This window comes from Shinella sp. HY16 (assembly GCF_028534175.1).
Classification (GTDB): domain Bacteria; phylum Pseudomonadota; class Alphaproteobacteria; order Rhizobiales; family Rhizobiaceae; genus Shinella.
In genome coordinates, this window is sequence record NZ_JAHYXL010000002.1 from 1 (window position 1) to 18257 (window position 18257).

Sequence of the window (18257 nt, forward strand, 5' to 3'; positions counted from 1 at the left end):
ATGCTTCACTCGGCTTCTCACAACGTCAGAGATACCGCATCGAAGATCGAGGGCTACACAGCAAAGCTTTCGGCCGAACTGCATGATATGCGCGAGACCGCCTATTTTCCAACGGCAAGAAAGACCTTCGCGCGGACATTCTCAACCACCGACCTCGCTCGCCTTCTCAAAGTTCCGGAGAGCACTCTCCGACAGCTGACGATCGAAGGAAAGGGGCCCCAGCCGGAAAGAGCCGAAAACAACAGGCGGACCTACACCGTGGAACAGGTGAAGGAGCTCCGCACGTTTCTCGCCGCACTTCGTCCGGATGAGGCCAAGGAGCTTCTTCCCCAGCGGCGCAACGGGGAAAAGCTGCAAGTCATCGCCACTGCGAATTTCAAGGGCGGCAGCTCGAAGACCACCACGTCGATCCACTTGGCGCACTTCCTGGGTCTTCAGGGCTATCGGGTCCTATGCATCGATCTGGACCCCCAGGCATCGATGACCGCACTCTTCGGTATCCAGCCCGAATTTGATCTGGGTGAAAACGAAACGGCCTACGCCGCCATTCGATATGACAACGAGCGCCGTTCGCTGGCCGATGTCATCCGCCCGACCTATTTCCCGGGTGTCGATCTCGTCCCGGGCAACCTCGAGCTCATGGATTTTGAGTTTGACACACCGTCCTACCTGACCTCGCGGAACCGTGATGATCTTGGCCTCTTTTTCGAGCGCATGAGCAATGCCCTCTCGCATGTCGAAAATCGCTACGACATCGTCATTCTCGATACGCCGCCATCATTGGGCTATTCAACGCTTGCGGCCCTCTATGCAGCCACCTCACTGATCATCACCGTTCATCCTGCCATGCTCGATGTGGCGTCCTGCAACCAGTTCCTCATCATGATCTCCGATCTCTCCGAAGTTCTCGGGCAGTTCGGTGCACGGTTCGAGCATGACTTCTTCCGCTTCCTGCTGACCCGTGTGAACCCCAACGACGGGCCACAGAAATACATGTCCGGCGTGATGCGCAGGCTGTTCGGGGACGACGTGCTTGTCGCCGAAGCATTGGAATCGACCGCAATCGCCGGCGCGGCAGTTGCCAAGAAAACACTGTACGAACTCGAGGCGGGGGAGGTGGGTCGCGAGGCGCTCAAGCGCGCCATCGAGAGCGCTGACCGCGTGAACTTCGAAATCCTCGGTCTGGTCCAAAAGGTATGGGGGCGTAGCGCATGAAGAAGAGCATTCTTCAACGAATGACCGATGCCGAAAACCGCGGAGATGCGGTACCGGCGTCGGACGCGCAGGAGAAGATGTTGCCATCCCGCCGACATTCGTCGCCCGTCATTTCCAATGTCGGCCGGGTCCTCACCCAATTGACCGAGGACAGCATCATCTCGCTCGACCCCGACAAGGTTGAGCGGTCCCCGTTCAAGGATCGCTTCGACAATGACGAGGAGGCCGATCAGGCGCTTGAGGCTCTCAAGATATCGATCGCCAGCGAAGGTCAGAAGATACCGGTTCTTGTCCGGCCACATCCGACAAAGCCCGGCCAGTATCAGCTGGCCTACGGATATCGTCGATGGGCGGCAATCAAAGCGATCATGGGAGATGCCGAACGACCGGAGACGATCAAGATAAAGGCCTATGTGCGTGATCTGACCGATCGCCAGCTGATCGAGGAACAGTCCCTCGAAAATGGCGTGCGCGAGAACCTCACCTGGATCGAACAGGCGATGTGGGCAGTCCAGCTGAAAGGCGCCGGTCTCTCGCATCGAGCGATATGCCCAATCTTGGGTCTTTCCGAAGCGGCTGTATCCCATCTCTTCCGGGTTACAGCCGTTGTACCGGACGATGTCATCCTTGCAATCGGCAGGGCAAGGGGTGTTGGCCGTCCAAAATGGACGGCGTTTGCGGAGCTTCTGAAGGAACCGGGACGGCTTGAAGCCGTACGGAAGGTGGTTCGGGCTCCCGAGTTCCGCAAGGCGGACAACCTAGAGCGAATTGCCCAGGCGATGCGTGCTGCAAGCAGCATGCCGGTGACGCCTGATGTGGTGGAAGCGGACGAAACGATCGATTTCACCCTTGGCGCACGGGTTTTTGGCCGGATGAAGAATGCAGCGTCGGGAATGACGCTCACGATCCCCAAAAAGGAGAAGGCATTTGCGCATTGGTTGGCCAAACGAATGCCGGCGCTGATGCATGAATACGGAGAATTTTCCGACCCTTCGTAAGAGGGCGCGGAAGGAGCAACCAGACCAAAACGGTCGAAAAGGAGAGACCAGCACAAAAGGAAAAGGCCCCCAAACGTTGCCGTCGTGGAAGCCCTCCTCAGTAGTAGCATCCTGAGAATCGCATTTCCACGAATCACAGTCAAGAGTTTTTGGCGCCGTTTTGGCGAGCGGTTTCCTTTTGCCTGTAGAAAGGTGAAGGAAATGCAGAGTGGACATGTGACGACGCCTTTCGGGCGGCGGTCGATGACGCTTGCCCTGGTGAAAAACCAGCTTGCGACAGCCGAATGCAGCCCCAACAAGACGGCTGATAAGTGGAAAATCTTCCGGGACGTCTGCGAGGCGAAGGATATCTTCGACCTCCAAGACCGGTCGCTAGCCGTGCTCCATGCATTGCTCAGCTTCTATCCGGGTTCTACCCTCTCCAATGAGGGAAGCGGACTGGTGGTGTTCCCATCAAACGCCCAGCTATCCATCCGTGCCCATGGAATCGCGGGGACGACGCTGCGCAGGCATCTTTCCGCGCTCGTTAATGCCGGCTTGATCGAGCGCCGGGACAGCCCAAATGGCAAACGCTACGCCCACAGGGGCAGAGGAGGGGAGATCGAAGCCGCGTTCGGTTTCAGCCTTGCGCCCCTGCTCGCGCGCACCGCCGAGCTCGCTGCCTATGCTCAACGGGTCGCCGCAGAACGTCTCCGGTTCAAGCGCACCAGGGAGGCGCTGACGCTTTGCCGGCGCGACATCCGCAAGCTCATATCGGCTGCCATGGAGGAGGGGGCCGATGGCGATTGGGCCACAATGGAGAACATCTTCCTCGGGCTCGTAGCAAGCCTTCCACGCTCGCCTCGCCATGAACAGATCCAAGCCGTTCTCGACAAGATGGAAAAACTTCGCGAGGAAATCGTCAACCGGTTGGAAATACAGCTAAATGTAGGAAATATAGACGCCAATGATATCCATAGTGGATGCCACATACAGAATTCAGATCCTGACTCTACTCATGAACTTGAACCACGCTTTGGAAAAGAGCTGGACGAAATCACAGCGCGCAAACCGCAACGGTCTGCCGAGCCGTTGAGGACGTTTCCTTTGGCATTGGTGCTAAAGGCCTGCCCCCAACTGGCCGACTACACCCCGACCGGCCAGATAGCCCATTGGCGGGATCTGATGGCGGCAGCAGTCGTCGTTCGCTCCATGCTGGGCGTCAGCCCATCTGCCTATCAAGCGGCATGTCAGGTGATGGGGGCGGAAAATGCAGCTATCGCCATGGCCTGTATCCTTGAGCGAGCAGAGCACATCAACTCTGCCGGGGGTTATCTTCGAGACTTGACGAAAAAGGCGGCACGCGGCGAGTTCGGTCTTGGCCCAATGGTCATGGCGGCGCTCAAGGCAAATACCGCCGATGAAAGGCTGAGAGCATGACAAGTATCGCCTCTGTTCGAGAGGGTGGCGCCGAAAATCCTATGCAAATCTGCAACGCTGCTTCGTCTTCTTGAGGTTCGTGAGACGAAGTCGTTGAGAAAGAGTTCGTCTGTCGCCAGTAGTAGACCGGCCATGCCGGAGGGATCGTTGATGAAAATTCAAACACTTCAATACGCCTTGATTGCCCTGGTGTTCGGCATATCCAGTGCACGAGCCAACGATCTGATCGCCCGCGCCACAGACGGAACCTTCTGGCTGTCCGGGAGTGTCGGCCTCATGTCGATCGAAGCGCGTGAATATGTCTATCTCGGGAACGACAAGGCCAGCCAGCTGGACTGGGATACGGACGGAGTGGTGGTCTATACGGCAGCTGCCGGGGCTGAACTTGAGGGAAATTGGCACGTCAAGGGGAGGGTAGACCTTGGTTTTGGCGGTGACGGCCACATGGTCGACTACGACTGGGTCCCGGGCTTTGCCATTGACCAGAGCATGAACGGTTGGAGTGATCGTTCCGTTCACCCTGATACCCGTCTCGACTACTATTTCAGCGGTACGCTCGAAATCGGCCGGGATATCTTCGCGGATGAAAGCACCAATGTCAGCCTTGGCGGCGGTTTCAAGTATACCGAGGTCCGCTGGGAAGCCTTTGGCGGTTCGTATATCTACAGCGACGGTGGTCTGCGCAACGACATTGGCGACCTTCCCGCAGACGTAAACGCCATTTCCTACAAACAAGAAATCCCGACAGTCTTTGTCGGAATCGACGGTTCAACACGCTTCGACCGTCTGACCCTTGCGGGTAGTATCAAGGGTGGCCTGACGACAGGCATCAACGATCAGGATGATCACTGGCTGACCGGGACCCGATTCTTCGGTGATATGAAGGTGGCGCCGGTCCTGATGCTCAATGTCGCAGTCGATTATCAGCTCACGGATACGGCGTCCTTCTATATCGCTGGCAATTTCGAGAACTTTTTTCGCAGGAAGGGGGACTTGAATTCGACGGAAACAGCGAGCGGAACCGCAACCCTCTACAGGAATGCCGCCGGTGCCTCGTTGAGAACCATGTCGTTCCAGATGGGGCTTCGCGCCCGCTTCTAGAGTGGCCGAGCGGAGGCCAGTTCAACGGAATTGCCTTGCTCTCGCAAGGATCACCTGGAGGAGGGGCTTCTTTGTCAGGTAGCAAGACACGCATATGGCCTAGCAGCATGGCAAAACTGTTTCAGAATGCCCTTAGAGGGCGCCAACACGACTTTTCCAGGCCACCGGGGAACATTGAATGAGCGACGCTTTCGGTTTCATGTTCGGTTTCTACGGACTGTTGCTCGGCTTTGCGGTCGCCGAAGTGGTATCAGGCTTCTCGCGGGCCTATGACGAACGCCACACCCGCAAGCTTGGTTTCGTTGCTCCCTTGTTCGGGATCCTTCTTCTCGTCGATCTGATTACGTTCTGGATGAATGCCTGGGCATACCGTCAGCTCCCCGAAATCAGCTATCCGGTAGCGTTCGCCGTAACTCTCGTCGCACTGCTTTACTACTTTGCTGCCACGCAGGTTTTCCCGAAGGCCACGGAGACGGACACGCTTGATGACCATATCATGGCGCACCGACGGGAGGTCGCCTTCTGCGTCCTGGCGAGCAACCTGCTAACCCAGATCCCGCCCGCCACCTTGGCCTTCACGACGCCGTGGCCCCCGGTGGATATCGCCCTCTGGGCCAGCCTGAACCTGACCTATTATACGCTGCTTTGCACGGCCGCCCTGGCGAGAAGCAAGACGGTCGTCGGATGCGCGCTCGGCACCGCAATAGCCTTCGTCCTTGGCGCAACGGCGATCTTTGCATGAGCCGCACTCGGCTCTCGGCTTGAGAAATACTTCTTTCTCCAGTCGGCCGATTAACGTTATATGGGCGAGCCGATGTTTAACATCGGCAGCTGCGAGGGAAGCTTCAACACCGATTTTGCCGTATCTGCCTTAAATTTGATAGAATGACCGATAAGGCAATCTTATCCGCCATTTTAACGAGAAGGCAGGCCGTGCGATTATTATATGAATCTATAGCATAAACCGCACACTCACTATAGGATGGCGGCCATGGATTCGCCCGTCACCCCTCTCGTCGCCTCGCCGGTACTCCCGGCCGGCTTGCCCGGCTGGGCCCTGCCGCGCGGCCGCGAGCCGGACGATCTTGTCCGCTCCGCACCCATCTGGTGCCGGCTGCTGGCGCGCGTGCCAGCCCTCAAATGTGCTGCCGTCGCCGTCCGACTGATGGGCCGCAGCGAGGACGAGGCAGCACTGCGCGACGCCGTTCTTCTGACGGCCGCGGGCGGCGATCCCAGCCTGGCTGGAAGGGTGTTTTTGGCGACCAAAAGGCTTTCCACCTGAAAACCCGCCTTCTCGTCGAAAGCGGTGGCCGAGCTTGCCGATCTGTTGGGGCTGGCCTTGGACGATTGGATGGCGACGGCGGTCGACCATGCCAATGATGTACTGCAGTCCGGCCGCTCGGCGCCGCTGGCTGCGGCGGACCTGGTCACGTCCATCCAGGCGGCGCGCCCGGACGCCGAATCGCTCGCCTGGATGCTGGGCGACCTGCTGATCGCCGCGCAGCTGAAATGGGATTATGCCGTGCCGCTGCTGATGGCGGAACGCTAAGGGCCGGCCTTCAAGACGCTTGTGGCAGGGGCCGTGTGCGCCCTGGCGAGCCAGCCTTTGCCCGCGCTGTCTGCCTTGCCCTCATCGAGGGAAGGGGCGCGGCCCTGCGCACCGCCGGCGAGATCGCGCGCCGCGCCGAGACGCTGCGCGCTGCGGTGCCAAAGGTTCGGACGAAAGGCGCCGGCGCTGTCATCCAGGCCCTGCTAAATGAGGATGCGGTGGCTGCCTCGGCGCCCGGCACCTCTCTCTCGCTGGGCAGCGATCCGGCTGTTCGACCGGCTGGAGGCATTTGATGCGGTACGCGAGTTGTCCGGCCGCAGCGCCTTTCGGATCTATGGATTGTGACGATGGCGGAACCGGATGCCCCGGCAAAACACGGATGTCTCGGACGATGGACGCAAGCGAACGCTTGTTGGATCGGGAGCTGGGGGATCTGCCGCCGGAGCTGCGCTGGCGCGGATGGATGCTGCGGGTCGACGTCGTAATCTTTGCCTCGGCCGAGCCGGTCAGCCGCGAGACGCTCGCGCGCGTCGTCGGTAGGGATTGCAGTATCGACCTCTTGATCGACGACCCGCAGAAAGAACTTCGTTCCCGCCTCTACGAGATCGTCGCCGTCGCCGGCGGCTGGCAGCACCGAAGCCGTTCGGCTTTCGCATCCGCGATCCGGGCGTCAAAGGCCCCGACACGGGGAGGGGCACCTGCGGTGCCCGAATTCGAGGCCATGATCCTGATGGTCATCGCCTACTTCCAACCGATCACCCGCAGCGACCTGTCAAAGACCTTCGGCAAGGAGATCAGCCGAGACACGACCGCCACCCTGCGCAACGCCAACTTCCTCGCCTCCGGCCCGCGCAGCCCGACGCCGGGGCGCCGTATACCTAGGTCACGACAAAGCAGTTCCTTTCGGCCTTCGGCCTGCAGACGCTGCGTGATCTGCCGGATATCGATGCGTTGCAGGATGCGGGGCTGCTCAGCCGGCAGGCGGTTCAGAAAGAGCAACTCTTGGCCGATGTGGATGGTGAGGAGGCGGAGTAAACCTGGCCAGGCTCGGGGTTAAACTACGACGGTTCAAGCCAACGTTCGCGCCGTTCGCCTCAGGACGTGGGCGGCGATCCGGACAACAATCGCGGCGGCAAGCAGCGCCATGTAGGGCCAGTACATTTCCGGGGTCATCACGGCGCGGCGGCCGAAATTGATGACGAAAGACAGCAGAAGAAACCAGATACCACCACTGTGGATGATACCGCGAATCCTAGCCCCAACGATTTCCGAGACGCGGTCGAACGACGTCAAGGTCATCAAGATGATGACGAAATAGGCCGTTCCGCCAGCAACAAAGGCCGCCGGTGCGGTCAACTCGTCGAACAGAACCGGATTGAACTGCGAGAGCGCCACGATCGCAACTGCATGCAGCAGGTGCGAAAAGGCAAACGCCAGTCCAAAGCTCCGCCTGTTCGCCTTTATCCAGCGCGTTGCTGCTGACGGCCAGAGAAAATCCAGACTTGAGGCGCAAAAGGCCAACAGGAACAGCAATAGCGATGTGCGAGCCGTCAAGCGGATCGCCATGCGTGCTGCCTCGGTCGGATCTGTAGCGAATGCCGTCACGCTAAAGCAGGCTACAGCGACTGCGGCGCATAGCCAGCCCGTCACCGCCCAGCTTTCGAGAGATCGGGTAGATCGGTTTCTCAGGGTTTGCTGCATGATTTCCCTCCAATGTAAGCGGTGTTTACATACATCTTGGGAAAACTGTCAAGTGAATGTTTACGCCGCTTACATCGAAGCGCGGGAGCCGCTATCAAAGGCGATGGCAAAATCATCGACATCACGCACGCCTTATCATCACGGCAACCTCGTCGAGGAGCTTGTCACCGCTACGATCGCCCTGATCGAGGAGAAGGGGGTCGATGCCGTTTCGGTGCGCGAGGCAGCCAAGCGGGCCGGGGTCTCTCCGGCTGCACCCTTCCGTCATTTCGCCAATAAGACGGCCTTGATGACGGCCGTGGCCGAACAGGCGATGGGGCGGCTCACCGAGCGAGTGCAGGCCGAACTCACATCGACTGGTGACGCCGATCCGGTGGAAGCGCTTCGCGCCATCGCACGTGGCTATCTCGGCTGGGCGCTCGCCAATCCGACGCACTTCAACGTGATCGCCTCGCGCACGCTGATCGACTTTCACGGCTCGCTCAAGCTGACAGGCGAAACAGAGGCGATCCGGCTGATCATGCTCGACCTGATCGCCCGCGGACAGGCAGATGGACAGATTGCATCGGCGATCGCCCCGGACGCGCTGATGCTCTCAGCGCGCGCCTTCATCTACGGTCTGTGCCGCATGTGGATCGATGGTCATTTTACCGAATGGCGCGTCGAGAAGCCGGCCCAGGATGCAATGTCAGAGGCGGTAGACCTGTTCATCGACATGATTGGTAGTCGCCAAGCCACGCCTTGACGGTCATTGTCGGGTTTGAGAGAGGCTGGATAGTGAACGTCAAGTTGTTGAATTCCGTCTTGGAGCTCCGTAAACCTATGGAGGAAGAAGCCGGGTAGAATGCTAGCATTTAGGCATTGCAAAAAGCGTATTTGGGCATGTTGTGCTCGAACTCGACGAAGGTACCAAGGGCCGGTAGGTCGCAATTGAGATACCTACTGTATCCTCGGGTCCAGGACAGTCTGATGAGGGATGACACATGCCATCGGAGCCTCGCTCACCCCGCTTAGCCGTTCTCATTGATGCCGATAACGCGTCGGCGAAGATCGCGGATGGTCTTTTTGAGGAAATCGCGAGGATAGGTGAAGCGAGTGTTCGTCGCATCTACGGTGACTTCTCCAGCGTTCGATCCAAGGGATGGGCTGATGTGCTTTCGAAGCACGCTATCATCCCTCAGCAACAGTTTGCCTATACGACGGGCAAAAACGCATCCGATATCACGCTTGTGATCGATGCCATGGATCTGCTCCACAGCGGACGTTTCGATGGTTTCTGCCTGGTGTCGTCCGATAGCGATTTTACGAGACTTGCTGCCCGAATCCGCGAGCAGGGCATCGATGTGTTCGGGTTTGGCGAACAGAAGACGCCCGAGAGTTTCCGTCAGGCATGCCGACGGTTCGTCTACACAGAAAATCTGTTGCCCGGCGCGCCCGGTAACGCGCCGGAAACAACACTCAATGCAATACCGCTGCAGCCGCCATCAGCCGCTATTCCCATTATCCGGACAGTCATCATGCAGATAGAGAGCGAAGATGGCTGGGTTCCGCTCGGCGCCATCGGTGCAAACCTTGCGAATATTGCCTCCGACTTTGACCCGCGCACCTATGGTTTCCGCAAACTGAGTGATCTCGTGCGAAAAACGAACGCCTTCGATATCGACCATCCTCAAGGTGGTGTGCTCAAAATCCGCATCAAACCGCAGCCCAGCAAGAAACCGAATGCGGCTGCGTCGACGAGTTGACTTGGTTTAATCGCGCGAACACGGCAGCCTTGTGCGTCTCGTTGATGCACGCTCTGGTGGCCAAGGCGCTTTGTCATCTGGAAGCCCAGGAAACTCGAATGATGCGGACGGTATAGGTCTATTCGGACTTTCTCAACGTTCGAATGCTACCCATGCAGGGGAGATCGAGTTACGCGAGCATCTGCAGCCCGTGCTTTTGCACGAGCGACAGGAGCTTGAGCGCTGGCCCGCTTGGGCGCTTGGCACCGGTTTCCCACTTTTGAACCGTCGACTGGCTCGTGTTCAGATAACGGGCAAAGACCGGCTGGCTGACATGGTTGTCCTCGCGGAGCGCCTTGATCTCGCCAGGTGACAGTTCCTGCGGGATCACAAGGCAATCCTCATCGAAGGTCCGCATCGTTTCCTTGTCGATAGTCCCAGCCGCAAGCATGCCTTCGACAGCGCTATGGATTGCCTCGAACGCATCGCTCTTGAACTTGCGTTTAGTCGCCATGATCAATCTCCAGTAAGGCGCCAATCTCGAGTTCCGCTTCGAGGTCGGCTTTCGACTTGGCACGGTAGAGGTCTGCGAGTTTCCGGAACGCTAGAAGCTCGTCGTCGTCGATGTTCGCCCGATCCTTCTTGGCGAAGAGATAGGCGAACACCCAGAACTCCCCGGCCTTCGCCAGAACAATTGAACGATGCATGTTGTCGTTGAGGCGCTTCTTGAAGACGCCACCGCCAAGATCGTCGGCCTGTCCAAGGGCAACCTGATCGATTGCCTTCGACAAAGCCTTGTCGGAGATGCGCGCTTTCTTTGCCGCCTTGGCAAACCACGCTGTTTTCAACACTCGTTCTGACATCGGTCTATATAGCACTAGGTGCTACATCCATCAAGATTTTAATAGGAGATCTATGCCGCCTCCCATAGCGGTCCTCATCCGGCATGCGGTTCAAGATCTCGTCGGTGATCTTGCGATATTCCGCCAGCGGACTGTCGGCCTCCAGAATGTTGGTTTCCACGCGGAACTGAGCCGGTTTTTCCACCGCGAAGTGAGCCACTGCCGATTCCGATGAAGCCGCCCCCTTGTTCCGAGATGATTGCGCCCCCGGATTCCGGGACGATCTCGCCCCCTGTTTCAAGGGGTCTGCAGGCAGTGATTGTTGTCAGTTCGTTCGAGTGATGTGTCAAGCTTTGCGCGGCAGATTTCGGCGTAGGCTCTCTCCGCTGAGTTCGATGCGATGGGCATTGTGGACGAGGCGATCCAGGATGGCGTCGGCATAGGTGGGATCGCCGATGACGCCGTGCCAGGCAGATACGGGGAGCTGGCTGGTGATGATCGTCGATCGACGGCCGTAGCGGTCCTCGAGGATTTCCAAAAGATCGTGACGGGCCTGTTCGTTGAGCGGCTCAAGACCCCAGTCGTCCAGGATCAGGACCTGAACATGGCCCAGGGTGCGTTGCAGCCTGGCGTATCTGCCGTCACCGCGGGCGAGCGCGAGCTGGGCAAAGAGCCGAGGAACGCGCTGATAGAGAACGGAACGGTCGTCGCGGCAAGCCTTATGGCCGAGGGCACATGCCAACCAGCTCTTTCCGACGCCTGAGGGGCCGCAGATAGCGAGATTGTCGTGAGCGCCGATCCAGTCACCACCGAGCAACTTCATGAAGAGCGCACGATCGAGGCCGCGTTCGGCGCGATAGTCGACATCTTCGGGCGTCGCCTGATGGCGAAGCTTGGCGAACCTGAGGCGCGTGGCAAGCTTGCGGTCGTAGCGGGAACTCCATTCCCGCTCGAGCAGCAGTCCGAGCCATTCGGCATGCGAGAGATGTTCGGCTTCGCCGTTGGCAACGAGTTCGCCGAAGGCCTTGGCCATGCCCGCCAGGCCCATGGCGTTCAGTCTATCAAGTGTTGGATGAGCAAGCATTCTTCGTTCTCCTTAGTGGTAATAGCGAGGTCCGCGGATGTTCTCGTGGTGGATCGGTTCGTGCGAGGCGGCACCATTCGAGCTCGCCGTCCGGTCGAGGTGATTGTCGAGGATGGAGCGCACTGAGCCATAGGTCCGAGCCCCGATCTCCAGCGCTCGGGCGCAAGCGGCATTGACCCTGTCGCGGCCGAAGCTCTTGTTAAGGCGGATAATTCCGAGGCAGGCGCGAAAGCCCTGCTCAGGATGCGGCCGGTCGGCAAGAATGCGCTCGCACAAAAGCTCGACATCCCGTCCCATGGCAGAGGCTTCGCGCCGAATGCGTTCGATCGTCCAGTCGGCAAACCGACGATGCGCCGAAGGCATATGATCGGGGATGGTCGTGTGTTTGCCATTGCCGCTCGAGCGGCGGTGCGCGGCAATCCGCTCGCCCTTGTGGAATATCTCGATCGTGTTGGCGGTGATGCGCGCCTCGACCTGCTCGCGGGCAAAGCGATAGGGAACGGAGTAGTAATGCCGTTCGATCTCGACGTGGTAATCCAGTCCGGCACGCCGGATACGCCACTCGGCGAAGACATAGCGCTCGACAGGCAATGGCCGCAGAGCCGGACGATCGAGTTCCTCGAATAGCTGGCGACGGGTAGCGCCGACCCGGCGCAGAACGCGTTTATCGTTGAGGTCGCAAAGCAGTTCGGCGATCGCCGCATTCACGTCGGCCAGGCTGTAGAAGACCCGATGACGCAGCCGGCCCAACAGCCAGCGCTCGGCAATACGAACCGCGGCCTCCACTTTCGCCTTGTCGCGCGGCCGCCGCGGCCGTGTCGGAAGAACGGCGCTCCCATAGTGCGCCGCCATGGCGCAATAGGTCCTGTTGACCTGGGGGTCGAAGTGGCAGGCCTTGATGATCGCCACCTTGGCATTATCAGGAACCAGAAGCGCCGGCGAGCCGCCGAAGAATTCCAGCGCCTGAACATGGCATTCGACCCAGTCGGGTAGCGTCTCTGTCCAGCGCGCTTGCGCATAAGACAGGCTGGACGCTCCCAGAACCGCCACGAACAGGTGTGCTTGTCGCGTCTTGCCCGACAGCCGATCAACGACGACCGTGACCGTGTCACCGGCATAATCGACGAACAGCTTGTCGCCGGCAGCATGCTCCTGCCGCATCGTCACCGGCAGCTTCAGCGCCCAGCCGCGATAGAGGTCACAATACCGGCTGTAGCGGTAGCCGTCGGGATAACGGCTCATGTATTCGTCCCAGAGAATTTGCAGCGTCACGTGCTTGCGCTTGAGTTCGCGATGGACCTCGGCCCAGTCCGGCTCGGGGGCCCGGCGATGACCCGTCTTCGTCCCTGCCGATTTGTAGAGCGCCGCCTCCAGGACGGCATCGCTCACGTCATCACCCAACGGCCACGAAAGACCCGCAACCGTTGCCCGCCGCAGCGTCTCGCGCACCGTCGACGGTGCTGCCCCGACCCGAACCGCAATCGATTTGTGGCCCAGTCCTTGTTCGAAACGATATCTCAGTATCTCGCGGACACGCCGCATCTCCAGTCTCTCCGCAGGCATCCCGTTCCTTCCTCGTCAACATCGACGGAAGGAACTTCACACCGGCAGAACCCCCACGCCACATCCCTTCCAAAGGGGGCGGCATCATCTCGGAACAAGGGGGCGACTATTTCTCGGAATGGAGGGGCGAGATCATTTCGGAATCAGGGCGCGGATTGCCTCGGAATTTGCAAGCCACCTCTGAGTATGGTTTTCTGATCAGGCTTTGGTCAAGGGATTGGCCTTTTCTCCTCTCTTCTGAGCTGCTGCGGCCGAGCTGGCCTTGAAGCGGAAGCTGTCGTTTCCTGTTTCCAGGATATGGCAACGGTGGGTCAGGCGATCGAGCAAAGCCGTGGTCATCTTGGCATCACCGAAGACGGTTGCCCATTCGCTGAAGCTGAGGTTGGTCGTGATAATGACGCTGGTGCGCTCGTAGAGCTTGCTTAGCAGGTGGAAGAGCAACGCTCCCCCTGAGGCACTGAACGGAAGGTATCCCAATTCATCGAGGATCAGGAGATCGAGGCGAACCAGGGTCTCAGCGATCTGTCCTGCCTTGCCTTTGGCCTTCTCCTGTTCGAGCGCATTGACCAATTCGATGGTCGAGAAGAAGCGGACCTTCCGGCGGTGATGCTCGATCGCCTGGACCCCAAGGGCAGTCGCGACATGTGTTTTTCCTGTGCCCGGCCCACCGACGAGCACGATATTCTGCGCCCCGTCCATGAACTCGCATCGGTGCAGTTGGCGCACCGTCGCTTCGTTGATTTCGCTGGCGGCGAAGTCGAACCCGGAGATGTCCTTATAGGCTGAGAAGCGAGCAGCCTTCATGTGATAGGCAATCGAGCGAACCTCACGTTCGGCCATCTCGGCTTTCAGCAACTGGGACAGGATCGGCACGGCCGCATCAAAAACTGGAGCCCCTTGCTCAATCAGGTCTGTGACGGCTTGGGCCATGCCATACATCTTCAGGCTCCGCAGCATGATGACGACGGCGGCACTTGCGGGATCATGACGCATGGCGACCTCCCACGATCCGGACACGCAAGCCATCGTAGCGTTCGACGTTGGCCTTGGGTTCACGCAACAAGGTCAGCGCCTGTGGCGTGTCGATGTCAGGGCCGTCAGTCGTTTTCCCATCGATCAGACGATGCAGCAGGTTCAGCACATGTGTCTTGGTCGCGACGCCTTGATCCAGAGCCAGCTCCACAGCCCTGACGACGACCTGTTCGTCGTGATGAAGCACCAGAGCCAGGATATCGGCCATCTCACGATCGCCGCCCAGGCGACGCAGCATCTGGTCCTGCAACTGTCGAAAGGCCCGCGGCAATTCCAGGAAAGGCGCACCATTGCGCAGGGCTCCGGGTTTGCGCTGGATGACCGCAAGGTAATGCCGCCAGTCGTAAATCGTTCGCGGTGGTTTGTCGTGGCTGCGTTCTATGATCCGCGGATGTTCGCAGAGGATATTGCCCTCGGCTGCAACAACCAGTCTCTCGGGATAAATCCGCAAGCTGACAGGCCGGTTCGCAAACGATGCAGGCACGCTATAGCGGTTCCGCTCGAAGGTGATCAGGCATGTCGGAGAGACACGTTTGCCCTGCTCGACGAAGCCGTCAAACGCAGCGGGGAGCGCCATCAATGCTGGCTGTTCCGCGGACCAGACGTCCGCGATCGTGCCGGGCAAGGTGCCGTGTGCTGTGTCGCGCCACAGGTCCTGGCAATGCTGTTCCAGCCAGGCATTCAATGCCGCCAGATCAGGAAAGTCCGGCATCTGTTGCCAAAGTCGCGGCCGGGCATCCTGGACATTCTTCTCGATCTGGCCCTTCTCCCAACCCGCGGCGGGATTGCAAAACTCAGGCGCAAAGACGTAGTGGTTCGTCATCGCGAGGAAACGGATATTGACCTGTCGCTCCTTGCCACGACCGACGCGATCGACCGCGGTTTTCATGTTATCGTAAATGCCGCGACCCGGCACACCGCCAAACACACGGAACCCGTGCCAATGAGCGTCGAAGAGCATCTCGTGCGTTTGTAGCAGGTAGGCCCTGACCAGAAACGCCCGGCTGTGTGATAGTTTGATATGGGCGACCTGCAGCTTCGTGCGCTCGCCGCCTATCACGGCATAATCTTCGCTCCAATCGAATTGGAACGCTTCGCCTGGGCGGAAGGACAGAGGAATGAATATGCCGCGGCTCGCTGTCTGCTGCTCAGTCCGCCAGTCACGAGCGAACGCGGCGACCCTACCATAGGAGCCGGTAAAGCCGAGAGCCATCAGATCGGCATGAAGCTGCTTCAATGTTCGGCGCTGCTTGCGCGACCTCCCGGCCTCGGTCTTCAGCCAGCCAGAGAGTTTGTCTGCAAAAGGATCAAGCTTGCTCGGTCGTTCCGGAACCGTGAACGTCGGCTCGATCGTGCCGGCACTCAAATACTTTGCGATAGTGTTGCGTGACAGCCCCGTGCGCCGGCTGATCTCCCGGATCGACTGCTTCTCGCGCAGCGCCATCCGACGGATGATGTTTAAAAGTCCCATGTGGATCACTCCGTTGCCCCCGTCGCTCACCGCGTTGGGGGAAGGTTCACATGGCTCAATTCTCAATGGAAATTATGCGCCTAACCGGCTCAGTTCTGCGTGGAAACCAACACCCAAACTTAAAACCGGAATACAATTTGACTCGGCATCCATTCAGTGTTCATATGGGATATTATTGGTATACCAAGCGGACGCCAGGGCAATGCAGAATGAAGAAGACACCCTCACGCAAAGCGCCTTCGAAGAAATTCGGCGCATGATCGTTTCAGGGGAAATGCCGGGAGGGGCCGTCGTTACGGAGCGCGGCCTTGGTGAAAGGCTCGGCCGGTCCAGAACGCCCATTCGCGCCGCGATCGGTCGGCTTGAGGGGGAAGGGTATCTGCGTCGGCACGGGCGGGTGATCCTGGTCGAGGGTGTTGCCGTCGAGGACATCATCGAGATCCTCAATGTTCGCCTGTTCCTTGAAGTCGGTGCGGCCAGGGAGGCGGCCGGCAGGATGAGCAAGGAGACTGTGACGGCGATCCGCAATGCCATTCTCGACATGCGCGATCCTTCAGGCGTCGTGCCGGCGCTCCACTGGAGTGTCGATGACCTGATTCACCTTTCCATTGCCGAGGCCTCCGGAAACAAGCTTCTGGCCCGTATGGTCGTTGAACTTCGTGATCGTACCCGGATGTTCGGACTCTCGCGGATACCGTCCCGCTTTGAAGCCGGCAAGGAAGAGCACCTTGCGATCATCGACGCGATAGAGGCGGGGGATGGCCAGGCAGCGGCCGAGGCGATGAGCCGTCATCTCGAAAACGCGCGGGCCGGAATTGTTCAGGCATTGTCGAAAGGAAGACTTTAAGATGGCCTTGCTGTCAGAAGCTGCCACGGGCGTGTACATCATCGCGGTCACGCCGTTCACGGAAACGGGCGCTCTCGATTACGAGAGCCTTGATCGTGTAACGGACTTTTATCTCCAGGCAGGCGCTTCCGGTATCACCGTCCTCGGCATGATGGGCGAGGCGCCGAAGCTCTCCGCGGCCGAGAGTCTCGATGTCACCCGGCGGGTCGTCGCGCGCGCGGGCAAGGACGTGCCGGTTGTCGTGGGCGTTTCCAGCCCGGGCTTCGCGGCCATGCGGGAACTGACCGCTGCGGTGATGGATGTCGGTGCGGCGGGTGTCATGGTGGCACCGCCGGGCACGTTGCGCAGCGATGATGCCATTCTCGGCTATTACCAGATGGTTGCGAGCACGCTTGGCGAGGACGTCCCTCTGGTCTTGCAGGATTTCCCCCTGGTGACGAGCGTACAGATCACGCCGAAGGTGATTACGCAGATCGTGAAGGCGGTTCCGAGCTGCGTCATGCTCAAGCACGAGGATTGGCCCGGGCTTGCAAAGATCACGGCACTCAGGGCGGCGCCGGATGCACGCCGCATCAGTATTCTCGCAGGCAATGGCGGGCTGTTCCTCCCGGAGGAACTCGACCGCGGCGCAGATGGCGCGATGACGGGCTTTGCCTATCCCGAAATGATGGTCGATGTCTGCAAGGCCCATGCGGCCGGGGATCGGGAACGCGCGCGCGATATCTTCGATGCGTATCTGCCGCTTGCCCGATACGAGCAGCAGCCGGGGCTTGGTCTCGCCATTCGCAAGCACGTCCTGGCCCGCCGTGGTGCAATCGCATCTCCAGCGCTGCGCCAACCCAGCGCGAAACTGAGCGCCGCAGATATTGCCGACATAGAAACGCTCATTGCCCGGCAGGAGCGCCGTCTGGGAGGACTCGGCTGATGGATCTCGGTCTTGAGGGAAAACGCGCCCTTGTGCTCGGCGCCAGCCGGGGTCTCGGTGCGGCAATTGCTCAGTCCCTGGCAAGTGAAGGCGCCATCGTTTTCGCGGCAGCAAGGCGCGAGGACGCGATCGTCGAATGGCGCGCGCGGCTTGCCGAACCGGTTGCGGCGCGAGTGGAAGCCTGCTCCTTAGACCTTTCGGACAGGGCTGCGCTCGATGCATTTGCAGACCGCCTGTTGGCCGAAGGCGGTGTCGACATTCTCGTCAACAACGGCGGCGGACCGCCGCCCGGTGCGGCGCTCTCGGCTCGCCTCGATGACTGGCAGGCCCACTTTTTGGTCATGGCGGCGCACCTGTTCCACCTGACCGGCCGCCTGTTGCCGCCGATGATGGACCGGAAATGGGGCAGGGTGATCACGATCGGCTCTTCCGGCATCGAGCAGCCGATCCCGAACCTCGCGCTCTCCAACGGCATTCGCACTGCCGTGCTCGGCTGGTCGAAGACCCTCGCGAGCGAGGTGGCTGCCAGCGGCATCACCGTCAACGTGGTCTTGCCCGGCCGGATCGACACCGAGCGGGTCGGGGAACTCGACACGGCGGCCGCAAAGCGGCTCGACCGCCCTGTGGAGCAGATACAAGCGAACTCGCGGGCCGCGATCCCGCTGGGGCGCTACGGACATCCGCAGGAATTCGCCGATGTCGTGACGTTCCTTGCGAGCACGCGCGCCAGCTATGTCACCGGATCCAAGATCCGCGTCGACGGGGGACTTATCAAGGGAATTTGAT

At 59.7% G+C, this 18257-nt stretch carries 17 protein-coding genes and 3 pseudogenes; 13 read left to right on the plus strand and 7 right to left on the minus strand.

The genetic code is table 11. The annotated features are described in order from the left end of the window. The 8 genes and pseudogenes from repA (at position 1) to scpB (ending at position 7317) form a co-directional block, all read left to right on the plus strand. A complete protein-coding gene (repA, locus tag K0P03_RS20075; protein WP_024270713.1) occupies positions 1-1215 on the plus strand; it encodes a plasmid partitioning protein RepA in 1215 nt (404 codons plus the stop codon). Continuing rightward, on the plus strand, positions 1212-2213 hold the full coding sequence (gene repB / locus K0P03_RS20080) for a plasmid partitioning protein RepB (RefSeq protein ID WP_024270712.1): 1002 nt from the start codon (positions 1212-1214) through the stop codon (positions 2211-2213). Before repA ends, repB begins: the two co-directional genes overlap by 4 nt. 201 nt (positions 2214-2414) lie before the next feature. Further along, the gene (gene repC, locus K0P03_RS20085; protein WP_272790511.1) at positions 2415-3632 is read left to right on the plus strand and encodes a plasmid replication protein RepC; all 1218 of its coding nucleotides are present in this window, start codon (positions 2415-2417) and stop codon (positions 3630-3632) included. 150 nt (positions 3633-3782) lie between these two features. After that, positions 3783-4733, plus strand: a complete 951-nt coding sequence (locus K0P03_RS20090) for an omptin family outer membrane protease (protein ID WP_272790512.1) — start codon at positions 3783-3785, stop codon at positions 4731-4733. A gap of 178 nt (positions 4734-4911) precedes the next feature. Then, complete coding sequence (locus K0P03_RS20095) at positions 4912-5475, plus strand: hypothetical protein (protein WP_272790513.1); 564 nt, start codon at positions 4912-4914, stop codon at positions 5473-5475. A gap of 249 nt (positions 5476-5724) precedes the next feature. Next, positions 5725-6282 (plus strand): annotated as a pseudogene (locus tag K0P03_RS35615) (DUF1403 family protein). Then, positions 6243-6627, plus strand: a pseudogene (locus K0P03_RS35620) (DUF1403 family protein). Before K0P03_RS35615 ends, K0P03_RS35620 begins: the two co-directional pseudogenes overlap by 40 nt. A gap of 34 nt (positions 6628-6661) precedes the next feature. Then, positions 6662-7317, plus strand: a pseudogene (scpB, locus tag K0P03_RS20105) (SMC-Scp complex subunit ScpB). A gap of 33 nt (positions 7318-7350) precedes the next feature. Here the strand turns inward: scpB and K0P03_RS20110 are convergent. Continuing rightward, positions 7351-7983, minus strand: coding sequence for a hypothetical protein (locus K0P03_RS20110; RefSeq protein WP_051758693.1), 633 nt, complete (start codon positions 7981-7983; stop codon positions 7351-7353). 52 nt (positions 7984-8035) lie between these two features. Here K0P03_RS20110 and K0P03_RS20115 point away from each other — a divergent pair, with 52 nt between their 5' ends. After that, entirely contained in the window at positions 8036-8728 is a 693-nt protein-coding gene (locus K0P03_RS20115) for a TetR/AcrR family transcriptional regulator (protein ID WP_024270707.1), read from the plus strand. A 238-nt stretch (positions 8729-8966) separates the two neighbouring features. Continuing rightward, positions 8967-9728 (plus strand): NYN domain-containing protein, encoded by a 762-nt coding sequence (locus K0P03_RS20120; protein WP_130519322.1) that lies wholly within the window; start codon positions 8967-8969, stop codon positions 9726-9728. 169 nt (positions 9729-9897) lie between these two features. On the opposite strand, the gene K0P03_RS20125 is transcribed toward K0P03_RS20120, so the two are convergent. The 6 genes from K0P03_RS20125 to istA (K0P03_RS20150) all read right to left on the minus strand — a co-directional run bounded on the left by K0P03_RS20125 (position 9898) and on the right by istA (K0P03_RS20150) (position 15699). Then, entirely contained in the window at positions 9898-10221 is a 324-nt protein-coding gene (locus K0P03_RS20125) for a helix-turn-helix domain-containing protein (RefSeq protein WP_024270705.1), read from the minus strand. Next, positions 10211-10570, minus strand: a complete 360-nt coding sequence (locus K0P03_RS20130) for a type II toxin-antitoxin system RelE/ParE family toxin (protein WP_272790514.1) — start codon at positions 10568-10570, stop codon at positions 10211-10213. Before K0P03_RS20130 ends, K0P03_RS20125 begins: the two co-directional genes overlap by 11 nt. A 325-nt stretch (positions 10571-10895) precedes the next feature. Further along, the gene (gene istB / locus K0P03_RS20135; RefSeq protein ID WP_023517565.1) at positions 10896-11633 is read right to left on the minus strand and encodes an IS21-like element helper ATPase IstB; all 738 of its coding nucleotides are present in this window, start codon (positions 11631-11633) and stop codon (positions 10896-10898) included. A gap of 12 nt (positions 11634-11645) precedes the next feature. Then, positions 11646-13175, minus strand: a complete 1530-nt coding sequence (gene istA, locus K0P03_RS20140; protein ID WP_081870543.1) for an IS21 family transposase — start codon at positions 13173-13175, stop codon at positions 11646-11648. A gap of 219 nt (positions 13176-13394) precedes the next feature. Then, positions 13395-14189, minus strand: a complete 795-nt coding sequence (gene istB / locus K0P03_RS20145) for an IS21-like element helper ATPase IstB (protein ID WP_272790515.1) — start codon at positions 14187-14189, stop codon at positions 13395-13397. Then, entirely contained in the window at positions 14179-15699 is a 1521-nt protein-coding gene (gene istA / locus K0P03_RS20150; protein ID WP_152007245.1) for an IS21 family transposase, read from the minus strand. Before istA (K0P03_RS20150) ends, istB (K0P03_RS20145) begins: the two co-directional genes overlap by 11 nt. A gap of 13 nt (positions 15700-15712) precedes the next feature. Between istA (K0P03_RS20150) and K0P03_RS20155 the strand changes: the two genes are divergently transcribed. Genes K0P03_RS20155 through K0P03_RS20165 form a run of 3 tightly spaced genes read left to right on the plus strand, consistent with a single transcriptional unit; the run spans position 15713 to position 18256 of the window. Beyond that, positions 15713-16546, plus strand: a complete 834-nt coding sequence (locus K0P03_RS20155) for a GntR family transcriptional regulator (protein ID WP_272816001.1) — start codon at positions 15713-15715, stop codon at positions 16544-16546. A gap of 1 nt (position 16547) precedes the next feature. Then, the gene (locus K0P03_RS20160; RefSeq protein WP_272790517.1) at positions 16548-17471 is read left to right on the plus strand and encodes a dihydrodipicolinate synthase family protein; all 924 of its coding nucleotides are present in this window, start codon (positions 16548-16550) and stop codon (positions 17469-17471) included. Continuing rightward, positions 17471-18256, plus strand: coding sequence for an SDR family oxidoreductase (locus K0P03_RS20165; RefSeq protein ID WP_023515830.1), 786 nt, complete (start codon positions 17471-17473; stop codon positions 18254-18256). Before K0P03_RS20160 ends, K0P03_RS20165 begins: the two co-directional genes overlap by 1 nt. The last annotated feature ends 1 nt before the right edge of the window (position 18257 follow it).

Bases quoted from the DNA above. Each gene is read 5' to 3' on its own strand.
- repA (WP_024270713.1), top strand. From the start codon at position 1: ATGCTTCACTCGGCTTCTCACAACGTCAGAGATACCGCATCGAAGATC.
- repB (WP_024270712.1), top strand. From the start codon at position 1,212: ATGAAGAAGAGCATTCTTCAACGAATGACCGATGCCGAAAACCGCGGA.
- repC (WP_272790511.1), top strand. From the start codon at position 2,415: ATGCAGAGTGGACATGTGACGACGCCTTTCGGGCGGCGGTCGATGACG.
- K0P03_RS20090 (WP_272790512.1), top strand. From the start codon at position 3,783: ATGAAAATTCAAACACTTCAATACGCCTTGATTGCCCTGGTGTTCGGC.
- K0P03_RS20095 (WP_272790513.1), top strand. From the start codon at position 4,912: ATGAGCGACGCTTTCGGTTTCATGTTCGGTTTCTACGGACTGTTGCTC.
- K0P03_RS20110 (WP_051758693.1), bottom strand. From the start codon at position 7,983: ATGCAGCAAACCCTGAGAAACCGATCTACCCGATCTCTCGAAAGCTGG.
- K0P03_RS20120 (WP_130519322.1), top strand. From the start codon at position 8,967: ATGCCATCGGAGCCTCGCTCACCCCGCTTAGCCGTTCTCATTGATGCC.
- K0P03_RS20125 (WP_024270705.1), bottom strand. From the start codon at position 10,221: ATGGCGACTAAACGCAAGTTCAAGAGCGATGCGTTCGAGGCAATCCAT.
- K0P03_RS20130 (WP_272790514.1), bottom strand. From the start codon at position 10,570: ATGTCAGAACGAGTGTTGAAAACAGCGTGGTTTGCCAAGGCGGCAAAG.
- istB (WP_023517565.1), bottom strand. From the start codon at position 11,633: ATGCTTGCTCATCCAACACTTGATAGACTGAACGCCATGGGCCTGGCG.
- istA (WP_081870543.1), bottom strand. From the start codon at position 13,175: ATGCGGCGTGTCCGCGAGATACTGAGATATCGTTTCGAACAAGGACTG.
- istB (WP_272790515.1), bottom strand. From the start codon at position 14,189: ATGCGTCATGATCCCGCAAGTGCCGCCGTCGTCATCATGCTGCGGAGC.
- istA (WP_152007245.1), bottom strand. From the start codon at position 15,699: ATGGGACTTTTAAACATCATCCGTCGGATGGCGCTGCGCGAGAAGCAG.
- K0P03_RS20160 (WP_272790517.1), top strand. From the start codon at position 16,548: ATGGCCTTGCTGTCAGAAGCTGCCACGGGCGTGTACATCATCGCGGTC.
- K0P03_RS20165 (WP_023515830.1), top strand. From the start codon at position 17,471: ATGGATCTCGGTCTTGAGGGAAAACGCGCCCTTGTGCTCGGCGCCAGC.